Here is an 11,548-nt window from a genome sequence, read left to right on the forward strand (position 1 = left end):
ACCTGAATGAGCGTCATTCATTCAGGTATTCGGGAGTTCGCGTTTTTCGTTATTAACATTACAACAAACACAACCACACTCTCAGTATTCATCAACACAAACACCAATATGGAAACCATAAAAGTCAACAACAGCGTTTTCTTAATCCCACCCAGCCAACCAAAACTTCAAGCTAACTGCGCTAAGGAATACGGGCAATTTCTCTTGGACTGTCCACCGAAGCTGACAATTTTGGAGGCACAACAAGGAGGATATCTCAAAGGAAACAAGGCTGATTTTGCGATCGCAATCTCACGCCCAGACCGCTTACTCACAATCAACGAGAACTTCACCAACGAAGCATTCACCGAACTGTGGGTGATTCCTGTTGCTGGTGGACTCAAAGACCAGTTTAAAGGGCCAGCTTCTATGCTGCTTTCGTTTCTAATGCACCGCCGGAGTAAAGACAGTTTCGCCGGACTGTACAACCATTTCGCGCATCGTGCTTTCCAGCAATGGTGTGAGGAAGGAATGCCGGGAGATCCGAAAGAGTTCTGCTATGAGGCGATCGCATCTGTCCTGAAAAACTACATTTTCTGTGCCGAGTTTCAGAAAGTTGAAGGTGCGCTTGGTACATACTGGTTCATTCAGTGGAGTTACCGCAACCCAGAGTCTGATTTTGAGAAAGATGCTCTCGTTGCTGCCGAAATGATTCGTAGCGGTGCGGAGTCGGGCGCGACATTGGACTGGGTAACGAATGAGACTTACGAAAGATGGGCGTTGAATGCAGAAATTAGACCTGCATTGCCAGCAGTCTCGGAGGCAGAAGCAAGGGCATCGTTACAACCACAGAATCAGGCAGTTGTACCGAGTAAAAGACGGTAATTAACAAGCAATAACGGCGATTTACTCTCAGAATCGCCACACCAACTAATTATGAAACAACTAACTGGATTTACCCCAATTGCTGCATTACCAGAATCAACTGCGGCTTCTCTTCAACAACGATTAATAGCAACAATTCATTGGCTAGATGAGCAGGGTGCAGCAAGCGAGACTAATCTCAATCTTTTAATAGCGATTGCTCAATCAATCCTTTGGTCTGAAGAGTCATATGCCAGATTTCTGCAATGTGGTTTTGATGCAGCAATTGAGTTATTTGATAGTGACGTCAAGAGGCGCAGTTGGGTAAAACAACTCAATCTTTTGTGCAAATACCCACTGCGAAGCTTAAGGAACGTATTAAACAACTGTGTGAATACTACGGGATTAAGTTTGTAGAAACCGAGGAATCGTACACCAGTAAAGCTAGTTTTTTAGACGGTGATTTCTTGCCTACTTTCGGTGAAAAACCTGAAGGGTGGGAGCCATCGGGAAAACGAGTTAAACGTGGGATGTACCGGACTGCAATAGGCAAAATGATTAACGCTGATTTGAATGGTGCGGCGAATATCTTGAGAAAAGTAGAGACACAATTAGGCTTGTGCCTAGTCAAGGTCTGTAGGCGAGTTTTGACCCTCGCTACCAGATTCAAAATCTGGGAAACCAAAGCTTTAAAGCGAAGGGAAGCGGATTCATCTCTTCCCGTAGCATCAGCTTAGAATCCCCGCGCATTTATGCCGGGGAGAGGTCAAAGTTGCAGTGAAATTGCAAAAAACCTTTGTTTGCATTCAACGACTGTTACTTATTGGGTTAGACAGGGTTGGTTGAAAGCCACAAAGCGTTCTATTAGTTGTTATCAAGTCAGAAGCCGAGATTTGAAGCAGTTTTTCAAGAATCCTCCGCAGTCTATCAGGCATCGGATTGCAGCGATAGATCCGCTCCTTGTCAGGTATTTGGTAGGGTAATCAACAGTGAAAGTAAAATAAAATTATCCTCCGCTTAAACCCTATCATGCTGCTCCCAGAACTCGAACAACAACTCCTTCAACTTGACCAGAATGAGAAACTGTATATTATCCAACTCCTAGCCCAAAGCCTGACGATACAAGACACCCACTCAGAACAACCAACCAAACTCTCAGAATTCTTTCGTCACTCCCCCCTGGCACAAGTCAGTGAAGAACTCGACCTGAGCAGAGATCGCAGCCTGACCCACGATGCCTTCACTCCATGACTTACCTTCTTGATACCTGCTTAATTTCTGAACTGGTTGTCAAACAACCAAATCAAAAAGTTTTGGATTGGCTAGATGCCCAAGCGCCAGAAACACTTTATCTTAGCGTGATTACAATTGGCGAAATTGCTAAAGGTATCAGTAAACTTACCGCATCTAAGCGCAAAGAATCTCTCTTGACTTGGCTAAATGAAACTCTACTCAATCGCTTTGAACACAGAATTTTAAGTATAGATGTCTCAACAATGGTGTTATGGGGAAGTATTGTTGGACAGCTAGAACTTTCGGGGCGACCTTTACCCGTTATGGATTCTTTGATTGCTGCCATAGCCCTGCAACATTCTCTAACATTAGTCACTCGCAACGAAAATGATTTTGCCGGAACAGGGGTTGTTATCTTTAATCCTTGGTCTGGTTAATTGTTACCAAATCAAAAGCCGAGATTTAAAACAGTTTTTCAATAATCCTCCACAATCAATTAGGCATCGGATTGCGGCGATAGATCCGCTCTTTGTGAGGTATTTGGTGGGGTAGTTATGCCGTACGGTGAAAGACGGTAATTAAGACAAAAGCGATTCATCAAAACAGAACTCATGAGCCAGGAATCAGGAGTCAGAAATTATGAATTTACAACTGATGAATGTAATTCTGACTTCTAGATTCTGGCTTGGTAGAATCTTCTTCAATGAGTCACTACACCATGTCTCTATTTTTTATTTTATCTAGTACGAAAATACGAATTACTATTAATTGCTACAGGTATAATATTATCAAAACTATTATTAAAAATCAAAAAATTATGATTGACCACGACCGCTTATTCAAAGAATTACTATCTACCTTCTTTGTTGAGTTTTTAGATTTATTTCTGCCTCAAGTAATCAGCCAAATAGACCGTGATTCTATTCAGTTTTTGCCCCAGGAAGTGTTTACCGATGTTACGTCTGGAGAAAAGAAGGAAATTGATTTACTGGCTCAAGTCCGTTATCAAGGGCAAGAAACTTATTTTTTAATACACGTCGAAAATCAATCTTACACCCAGACAATATTTGCTAAGAGGATGTTTCAGTATTTTGCACGGTTACACGAAAAATATGATTTACCAATTTATCCTGTGGTAATTTTTTCTTTTGATGAACCCCTACGCCCTGAACCTCAAAATTATCGTGTTACTTTTCCTGACTTAAATGTACTGGACTTTCAGTTTGCTGCTATTCAATTAAATCGTTTAAGCTGGCGAGATTTTCTAACTCAACCAAATCCAGTGGCAGCAGCATTAATGTCAAAAATGAATATTCCCCAGCCAGAACGTCCGCAGGTAAAAGCGGAATGTTTGCGATTGCTGGCAACGTTAAGATTAGATCCAGCTCGGATGCAATTAATTTCTGGGTTTGTGGATACATACTTGCGCCTGGATACAGCCGAAGAGCAAGCTTTTCAAGCCGCTATCGATACAATGGGATTAACACAGCAGGAGGAAATCATGGAAATTGTTACTAGTTGGGAAGAAAAAGCTTTGGAGAAAGTTGCAGTAAACTTATTGCGCGAGGGTATAGAAACTGAAGTTATCGTGCGAGTAACAGGGTTAACTGTAGAGCGAATTATTCAGTTACAGGCACAGCTAACTCAAGAGAATTAATCTGCCTGGGACAATACCCCCGTATTTTTCATGAAGTTAAATACTGCCCAATAGACGGTTGTTGACGACGCAGAGCAGTCATTGCTTGCTGCTGGATTTGACGAACTCTTTCTCTACTGACATTGAGCTTTTCTCCAATCTGAGCCAAACTTCGTTCTTGATTATCTAGCAGTCCAAAGCGCAAAATTAATACTTCACGCTGCACGGGTTTGAGTGATGCCAACAAATCACTCAAGTCTTGCCGTAACATTTCTTGAGTAATGAGTTCATTTGGTGAAATACCCTCATCTGCTAGAAGTTCGCTCAGTTCTGTATCTTGATTGTCACCCACCTTCAAATCTAGAGAAATTGTTCCACTACCAACTTTGAGGTATTCTCGAATTTGGCTAGGTTCCAACTCCAATTTTTGAGCAATTTCCGTGACAGTAGCACGACGACCAAGCGTTTGAAACAATTCTCGCTCTTGCTTTTTGATTTGACTGAGTTTCTCGTTAACATGAATCGGTAAGCGAACTGTACGAGATTTTTCAGCAATCGCCCTGGTGATTGCTTGACTAATCCACCAGTAGGCGTAAGTTGATAATTTATAACCTCGGTTGGGATCAAACTTTTCTATTCCCCTTTGCAGACCTATCGCTCCTTCTTGAACCAAATCTAAGAACTCTAAATTGCGACGCTGGTATTTTTTAGCTATTGAAACCACTAGTCGCAGGTTGGCAGTAATCATCTTCTGCTTGGCTCGTTTACCTGACTGAAAGATTTGATTTACTTCAATTTCGCTTTTATTTACAAAATTCGCTAATTCTGCTGGTGTTGGTTGGCGATGCAATTGTTGACTAAGCTGCTGCTGTTGCTGCTCAAGGGCAATCATTTGCTGTACAAGCCTGCCATAAGTTATTTCTTGGTCGGATGTTAATAAAGGAAACTGACCAATCTCTTGCAAATAGATGCGTACCATGTCAGAACTTAGGCTGGACATACAACTAGAAAACTTCTCCAAAATTAGACGAATCTAAAATTATAAATCAAATAGCCTCATCAAAAACATCAACCAGGGGACGTAATCTTATGTAGCGATCGCTCACTTGTACTTAGCAAGTTAGTGTAATTTGATGTATACAAACATATCAGTTGCATCTGGAAAGATTTTTAATGGTTCTACTCTACAGGTGGCACAATCAAGACTACTAATTATTGAGTTCAAAATCTCGACACTCAAAACTGTGGAGTGTCCAACAGCATTTAGCTGTGAATAATTGGGAGAGTCAGCTTCAATGTCAGAAATGATGTTAAAGACAACGCACTTCCTGGCGCACTTGACCATTTTCTTGACAAAATACTCAACAAATAAGTTATATTCTCGTACTCTGGTTACTAATACTCCCAGAGCTAGCACAATATCAAATTGTTTCTCTGGGAGAAATGAAGGATGAATAAAATTATGATTTTGAAAGCTGTTTAAAGGAAATCTCTGTTTGGCTGCTGATATAAAGGCAGGTACAATATCGATACCTAAATAATTTAAACTATTGATATATGGCAACTGCAACTTGAAATAGTCAAGCAATTCTCCTTTACCACAACCTATGTCCAAAACTGAACAGTCTGGTTCGATTACTATACCTTCAAAGAGTTTATCGAAAAATCGGAAGTTTCTTTTATCTTCTCTTTCACCAATACTTTTTGCTGATAATGTCCCCTCTTTTAGAACTAGTTCACTATAGTGTTTACTTATTTTTTGTCCGTCTTCTAACCAGATATGTATGAGTTCATTAAATAATTTTGTCATTTGATTATGTATTACAGTATTAAAACTATACTTGCTTGTTTTCAAGTCAATTAAGTCACCATTTGCGTCATCGAAAGTAAGAGCTGATTCGTAAACAAAAGCTTAAGCTGCCATTCGCTTTATCATCAGACGAATCAATGAGCCATAAATCATTGCTTCACTTAACTCTGTGTACAACTCATAATCCTTACTCAGACGACGAAATCGATTCAGCCAACCGAATGTACGTTCTACAATCCATCGTTTCGGCAATCGCTCAAATGTTTTCGAGTGTCGTTGAATCACCTCAACACGAAAGAGTTCGCCGCAAACTTGCCTGACTGCTTGAGCAAAGTTTTCTCCGGAATAGCCCTGATCTACCCAAACAACTTCCTATTTAGACAATTCAACAGCCGCTTCATGCAGTACAACCACTGCACCCAAACGTTCTGAGGCATTAGCTTCGGTAACTAAAATGCCAATCAATAAACCTTGAGAATCTACGACAATATGGCGCTTACGCCCTTTAACCTTCTTACCACCATCAAAGCCGTAGACCTCCCCTTTTTTTCCGTGGTCTTCACCGACTGAGAATCTGCGATCGCCACAGTAGAGTGTTCATCTCGTCCTAAATCTTGCCGTAGTTGATGGCGTACAAGGCCCGTGAATTTTCTGCCAGATGCCTTTGCGTTGCCAACCCGTGAAAGTAGCCGTACACTGTTGTGTAAGGAGGAAGGTCATGAGGTAGCATTTTCCACTGACATCCAGTACGTTGCACGTAGAATATAGCATTGAGAATTTCTCGTAAATCTACTTCTACAGGATGCCCGAATCCTTTGGGTGCAGGTAGGAGAGGCTTGATAATTAACCATTCGGCATCGCTTAAATCACCTGGGTAGGGTTTGCGGTGCGGATTTTCAATCGCGGGTAGACGGCTCATCGACAACAACATAACTGCTCTCGATTTAGCCTATAACCTGAGTAAAGCGAGACTTAATTCTCTTTAGATTTTCTTTACGAATCAGCTCTAAATATCGCCAAATCGTTGTTATTTAAGGCGACCAGATGCTAATTTTTGTCATGCAGTTGTTTAATCTCATAGGCATTTAGACCTGCTTTCTCAGGATGCGTGCCTTCCAAGCCAGAATTTTTACCAGCCACCAGCCAGAGGTTGTGGATTTAGGTCTTGTTGCGACTCGTCTGGTTTGCCATCGGTTGGTTTCCCTTGTTTTTGAGTCTGAGCCATTGAATATTTCTCCTTTCGCTTTACTATCTACTATTGAGTACACCTAATTTGGAATTAGATGCCGACTGCTAAAAGAAGGAGTTGAAAAAGTGTTTCAACAGCAAACTTACTCACGAATCTTGTCAAGACTAGCCTCAAGACGGATTTCAAAATCAAGAGTATAGTGGCTAATCTGAGTTTGGGATCAGCTAAAGCCCTGATTCTTTTGTCCAAACCATATTGCGATCGCTGGGTTCTCGGATGGTACTTTTTACTCAAGTAGAATCGAATGCAAATTAACGATTTTTGATTATTGATAAATACAACTATAGATCATAAATTATGTCAAAAAGATTATTATTACTTAGTAATTCCACAAATATAGGTGAAGAATATTTGTCATATCCTCGCCAGGAAATTCAAAATTTTTTAGGAGATGCTGTCAATAAAATAGTGTTTATACCTTATGCAGCCGTTACTTCAACTTATGAGGAGTATAGCAAAAAAGTTGCTCAAGTATTTCAAGAGATAGGTTATGAAGTTGATGCTATTCATTTGGTTGAAAATCCTCAAGAATTAATTAAAGATGCAGAAGCTATAGTTGTTGGAGGTGGAAACACTTTTCATTTAATACACTGGTTACACAAGACTAAACTGCTTGATGTCATCAAGAATAAGGTGAATAATGGAACTCCTTATATTGGCTGGAGTGCAGGTTCTAACGTTGCTTGTCCGACTATCAAAACAAGTAATGATATGCCAATAATTGAACCGATAAGTTTTCAAGGACTAAATTTGGTTCATTTTCAAATTAACCCCCACTATACAGATGAAGTGATGACAAATCACAATGGCGAAACAAGAGAACAAAGAATTAAAGAATTTTTAGTTTTAAATCCTAATATTTATGTCGTTGGCTTGCCAGAAGGGACAATGTTAAGAGTTGAAGATTCATCAATGAGATTGATTGGTAATAAAAAAATATTCCTATTCAAGTTCACAGAAGAAAGAAAAGAGTATGATACTACTGATAAATTGGATTTTCTTCTGAAAACAGATTTTCCTATCTCAAGTGCTTTTTAATTATTTAATTAAATTCCGCAGTCGTAATTTTACCTTTAATAATTTTAAGTAATATTTCATCAGGAGGGAGGATGAAGCATTAGACGTTGATTTGGTATCAAGCAGCATTAGTATACGTAGCGGATGGAATGAGTTAAGGCTGCAATCAAACATTTTATAGACAAACAGAATGTTCCCTAATTTTTTGCTATCACAAGTTAATCAACTCAAAGACAAAGAGGCGCTCGCTTTTATTAAAAGTATTGAAACAATTGCCTTGGCGACTTCCCTTAGTCAACAGCCAATCTTGACAACTTACATTCACAAAGGTTGGGGAGGAACACCGCTTTTATTGCTGCACGGCTTCGACAGTTCCATCCTAGAGTTTCGTCTGCTGTTGCCATTACTTGCTGCTCAAAATGAAACATGGGCAGTAGATTTATTAGGTTTTGGCTTTACACAAAGACTTAAAAACATCCAATACAGCCCAAATACTATTAAAGTTCACCTTTATGAATTTTGGAGAACTTTAATCAATCAGCCTGTTGTACTAGTGGGTGCATCGATGGGAGGTGCGAGTGCGATTGACTTTACTCTCACCTATCCTGAAGTTGTGAAATCGCTAGTATTAATTAATAGCTTAGGTTATAGTTTTGGCCCTACTTGGAGCAAATACTTGTTTCCTCCTCTTGATTCCTTGGCGGTAAAATACTTACGTCAACGGCATATCTTGGCTAATTAAGCTGAGAAATTGCGGTCATGCACCTCAGATTGAACAGCCACAATTGATATCTCAACAGATCTTACAGTTTCTGAATTCGGGAAAATTTTAATAAAAATATTTTTTTAGTTGATGAATAATACGAGCGCTAGAGACAGATTGAGATCTGAAATTAAACAATGTCTGTTGTTAGCTGTTCCTTTAGCAGCAGCACAGCTTGCTCAATCGGCAACTGGCTTTGTGGATACGGCAATGATGGGCTGGTTGGGAAGTCAGACTATTGCATCTGGAGGTTTGGGCGCTGCTATATTTACTTTTTTGCTTTTAATTATTACGGGTATTGTTTCTGCTGTTAGTCCCTTAGCTGCCCAAGCTAAAGCAGCCAGAAAGCCCGAACAAGTAGGCAAGATTGTCCAGCAGGGATTGGCAATATCTCTACTATTGGGGATACCGATTGTAATAGTACTTTGGAATGGAGGCGCTTTACTACTGCTATTGGGTCAGAATGCCGCTACAGCAGCACTAGCACAAAACTATTTAAGAGCGATCGCACTAGGTTTTCTCCCTGGCTTGGGCTTGGCTGTACTCAAAGGTTTTCTTTCGGCTCTGTTTCAACCGCAGGTAATTACAATCGCTGTGGTGTTAGGTACTTTGCTTAACATCACAGCTAACTATGTTTTGATGTTTGGCAAGCTAGGGCTACCTGCCTTGGGACTCGCTGGGATTGGTTGGGCAAGCACGCTGTCACTTTGGAGTATGTTTATTGCTCTGTTCATCTATATATATAGTCAACATCGATTTAGTAGCTACCGTATATTTCATACTTCATTCAAGTACACTTTCACCCAAGAAAATCGCCGCATTTTTTGGGAGATTTTTCAGGTCGGATTGCCTATTGGTGGACTAATTGCAGTGGAAGCAGGACTGTTTACAGTTGTCACGTTTTTGTTAGGACAATTAGGAACCATTTCCCTAGCTGCCCATCAAATTGCCTTGCAGACGGCTTCTATGTCCTTTCAAATTGCGCTTGGTATTTCTCTAGCAACAACTGTACGTGTTGGACAATTAGCTGGAGAGCGAGATAACAGTGGTGCTCGTCTGGCTGGATATGTTGGCATTAGCTTAGGCGCTTTATCTATGGCTATTGCAGGGATTATCTTTTGGTTATTACCAAAGTCGGTTGTTTCTCTTTACCTTGACATCAAAAATCCCAGTAATGAATATGTAGTGAACTTGGCAGTCGAATTGCTTGCAATCGCTGCGATTTTTCAAATTGTTGATGGAGTGCAAGTCACCGCAGCCGGAGCATTACGAGGGTTAAGAGATACGCGAATTCCTCTGTTAATTGGTATTTTTGCTTATTGGGGTGTTGGTCTATCTACTGGTTATGCTTTGGGCATATGGTTAAAATACGGAGCAATTGGTCTTTGGTGGGGGTTAGCAATTGGTTTAGCTAGTGCGGCTATAGTTTTGACTTGGCGGTTTAGCATTTTGCAATCCATAACAGATAGTAGATGAGTAAACTACCCCATGCAAAGACACGCTGGGGGCTTTCAGTAGCACTGAGCGTTATCTTTGTATTTCAATATCTTGTCCTTAGCCTTAGCTAAACTTTTATCAACAAGAGTATTAACTTGCTCAAAAGTTCGCAACACCTCTAGAGTTAATCTATTAGTCTCCACCTACCAGATTGCAGATTCAAAATCACTTCGCCATTTTTGTGCGCGATCGCCCATCCACCAACAAATGATTGACCACACCCAAGTTTATGTAGTGCTTGCGGTTGAATTGCCATCTTCGGCTTTAATGAAATCGGCTGCTTTTTCGCCAATCATAATGATGGGGGCGTTTGTGTTGCCACTGACCAGAGTTGGCATGATCGATGCATCCGCTACCCGCAATCCCTTGACCCCATGTACTCGCAGTTCGGGGTCTACCACTGCCATTGGGTCGGTACCCATTTTGCAAGTGCCAGACGGATGATGTCCCGTACTGCAAGCTGACCGGATGTATGATTCCAGTGCTGCATCGCTGGTCACGCTTTCCCCCGGTGCAATTTCCTTACCGCCAAACTCATTAAAAGCACTTGTGTCAAACAATTGCCGCATTAATCGAATCCCGGCAATCAGAAGACGCACATCAGCTTCACTTTGCAGATAGTTCATCCGTATGACTGGAGCATCTTTGGGGTCAGACGAGCGCAAACTGACACTGCCAATATTTTGGAAATGAGTCAAAGAGACTACACCCGTGAAGCCCCAATCAGGGCGGACATAGCCAGGCGGTAAATATATATCGGGACCGAAGAAGAACTGGACATCGGGTGCAGCCTCCAGATTACCCTCGCCATGAAAGAACAGTCCGGCTTCAGACACATTACTGGTGATGGCAGGGTGTACCTCTTGAGTCGTCTGTTGGACTACCGGAACGATCAGGTGGTCTTGCAGGTTTTGACCAACCCCTGGCAAATCAGCCACGACAGAAATTCCTAGCCCTTGCAGGTATTCTGCATCGCCAATGCCGCTTTGCAGCAGCAACTTGGGTGACTCGAACGCACCTGCACTTAAAATTACTTCCCAGTTAACCCTGACCTGATGCAGCATTCCTAAGTGCAGATATTCCACTCCAACAGCGCGAGTTTCCTCAAACAACAAGCGAGTCACTAACGCACCTGTTTGCACCGTTAAGTTCGGACGATGCAAAATTGGCACGAGGAAGGCCGCGGCGGTACTGTGTCGTTTTCCATCCTTGATTGTCGCCTGATAGAGTCCAGCCCCTGACTGCTGCACACCGTTGAAATCCGGATTGTAGTCATATCCCAGTTCCACACAGGCATCGACAAAGCGTTGGGATACTACAGCTGGAGAAATCGGATCGGTGACACTCAACTCACCATCAACCCCGTGGTAAGCATCGGCACCGCGTTGCTGGTTCTCAGATTTCTTAAAATAGGGCAAGACATCAAGGTAGCTCCAGCCAGGATTCCCTAGCGACTGCCAGTGGTCATAATCGTGAGAATTGCCCCGGATATAAATCATC

The 11,548-nt window shown here is 41.5% G+C and carries 11 protein-coding genes and 3 pseudogenes; 9 read left to right on the top strand and 5 right to left on the bottom strand.

Annotated features, from left to right (window positions below):
• Nucleotides 1-108: 108 nt before the first annotated feature.
• From RMY31_RS31290 to RMY31_RS31315, 6 genes and pseudogenes are all read left to right on the top strand, one after another.
• Nucleotides 109-864 (top strand): hypothetical protein, encoded by a 756-nt coding sequence (locus tag RMY31_RS31290; protein ID WP_409878959.1) that lies wholly within the window; start codon nucleotides 109-111, stop codon nucleotides 862-864.
• Between the two features lie 51 nt (nucleotides 865-915).
• Nucleotides 916-1,260, top strand: a complete 345-nt coding sequence (locus RMY31_RS31295; protein ID WP_409878961.1) for a hypothetical protein — start codon at nucleotides 916-918, stop codon at nucleotides 1,258-1,260.
• Nucleotides 1,149-1,580 (top strand): annotated as a pseudogene (locus tag RMY31_RS31300) (zinc ribbon domain-containing protein); the annotation flags it as partial. The gene RMY31_RS31295 and the pseudogene RMY31_RS31300, both read left to right, overlap by 112 nt.
• 292 nt (nucleotides 1,581-1,872) lie before the next feature.
• Nucleotides 1,873-2,094 carry a hypothetical protein gene (locus RMY31_RS31305; RefSeq protein WP_322657164.1) on the top strand — a complete coding sequence of 74 codons (222 nt, stop codon included), beginning with the start codon at nucleotides 1,873-1,875 and terminating at the stop codon, nucleotides 2,092-2,094.
• Entirely contained in the window at nucleotides 2,091-2,513 is a 423-nt protein-coding gene (locus tag RMY31_RS31310) for a type II toxin-antitoxin system VapC family toxin (RefSeq protein ID WP_322657165.1), read from the top strand. The genes RMY31_RS31305 and RMY31_RS31310 overlap by 4 nt, the downstream gene beginning before the upstream one ends.
• Nucleotides 2,514-2,893: 380 nt before the next feature.
• Nucleotides 2,894-3,733 (top strand): Rpn family recombination-promoting nuclease/putative transposase, encoded by an 840-nt coding sequence (locus RMY31_RS31315; RefSeq protein WP_322657166.1) that lies wholly within the window; start codon nucleotides 2,894-2,896, stop codon nucleotides 3,731-3,733.
• A gap of 28 nt (nucleotides 3,734-3,761) precedes the next feature.
• Here RMY31_RS31315 and RMY31_RS31320 read toward each other — a convergent pair whose 3' ends face one another.
• From RMY31_RS31320 to RMY31_RS31330, 3 genes and pseudogenes are all read right to left on the bottom strand, one after another.
• A complete protein-coding gene (locus RMY31_RS31320; protein ID WP_322657168.1) occupies nucleotides 3,762-4,712 on the bottom strand; it encodes an RpoD/SigA family RNA polymerase sigma factor in 951 nt (316 codons plus the stop codon).
• A gap of 120 nt (nucleotides 4,713-4,832) precedes the next feature.
• Complete coding sequence (locus RMY31_RS31325) at nucleotides 4,833-5,522, bottom strand: class I SAM-dependent methyltransferase (RefSeq protein ID WP_409878963.1); 690 nt, start codon at nucleotides 5,520-5,522, stop codon at nucleotides 4,833-4,835.
• 102 nt (nucleotides 5,523-5,624) lie between these two features.
• Nucleotides 5,625-6,441, bottom strand: a pseudogene (locus RMY31_RS31330) (IS5 family transposase).
• 627 nt (nucleotides 6,442-7,068) lie between these two features.
• Between RMY31_RS31330 and pepE the strand changes: the two are divergent.
• From pepE to RMY31_RS31345, 3 genes and pseudogenes are all read left to right on the top strand, one after another.
• Nucleotides 7,069-7,809 (top strand): dipeptidase PepE, encoded by a 741-nt coding sequence (pepE, locus tag RMY31_RS31335; protein ID WP_322657171.1) that lies wholly within the window; start codon nucleotides 7,069-7,071, stop codon nucleotides 7,807-7,809.
• A gap of 169 nt (nucleotides 7,810-7,978) precedes the next feature.
• Nucleotides 7,979-8,506: pseudogene (locus RMY31_RS31340) on the top strand (alpha/beta fold hydrolase); the annotation flags it as partial.
• 162 nt (nucleotides 8,507-8,668) lie between these two features.
• The gene (locus tag RMY31_RS31345) at nucleotides 8,669-10,027 is read left to right on the top strand and encodes an MATE family efflux transporter (RefSeq protein ID WP_322657172.1); all 1,359 of its coding nucleotides are present in this window, start codon (nucleotides 8,669-8,671) and stop codon (nucleotides 10,025-10,027) included.
• A gap of 145 nt (nucleotides 10,028-10,172) precedes the next feature.
• On the opposite strand, the gene RMY31_RS31350 is transcribed toward RMY31_RS31345, so the two are convergent.
• Entirely contained in the window at nucleotides 10,173-10,304 is a 132-nt protein-coding gene (locus RMY31_RS31350; RefSeq protein WP_322657174.1) for a hypothetical protein, read from the bottom strand.
• Nucleotides 10,276-11,548 (bottom strand): GMC family oxidoreductase (locus RMY31_RS31355; protein ID WP_409878966.1); only part of this gene is annotated, 1,273 nt, incomplete at its 5' end. The genes RMY31_RS31350 and RMY31_RS31355, both read right to left, overlap by 29 nt.

The sequence above is a fragment of the Dendronalium sp. ChiSLP03b genome (assembly GCF_034531165.2).
In the GTDB taxonomy this organism is placed as follows: domain Bacteria; phylum Cyanobacteriota; class Cyanobacteriia; order Cyanobacteriales; family Nostocaceae; genus Dendronalium; species Dendronalium minutum.

Coding starts and splice junctions, on each gene's coding strand:
- RMY31_RS31290 (WP_409878959.1), top strand. CDS start 109: ATGGAAACCATAAAAGTCAACAACAGCGTTTTCTTAATCCCACCCAGC.
- RMY31_RS31295 (WP_409878961.1), top strand. CDS start 916: ATGAAACAACTAACTGGATTTACCCCAATTGCTGCATTACCAGAATCA.
- RMY31_RS31305 (WP_322657164.1), top strand. CDS start 1,873: ATGCTGCTCCCAGAACTCGAACAACAACTCCTTCAACTTGACCAGAAT.
- RMY31_RS31310 (WP_322657165.1), top strand. CDS start 2,091: ATGACTTACCTTCTTGATACCTGCTTAATTTCTGAACTGGTTGTCAAA.
- RMY31_RS31315 (WP_322657166.1), top strand. CDS start 2,894: ATGATTGACCACGACCGCTTATTCAAAGAATTACTATCTACCTTCTTT.
- RMY31_RS31320 (WP_322657168.1), bottom strand. CDS start 4,712: ATGTCCAGCCTAAGTTCTGACATGGTACGCATCTATTTGCAAGAGATT.
- RMY31_RS31325 (WP_409878963.1), bottom strand. CDS start 5,522: ATGACAAAATTATTTAATGAACTCATACATATCTGGTTAGAAGACGGA.
- pepE (WP_322657171.1), top strand. CDS start 7,069: ATGTCAAAAAGATTATTATTACTTAGTAATTCCACAAATATAGGTGAA.
- RMY31_RS31350 (WP_322657174.1), bottom strand. CDS start 10,304: ATGGCAATTCAACCGCAAGCACTACATAAACTTGGGTGTGGTCAATCA.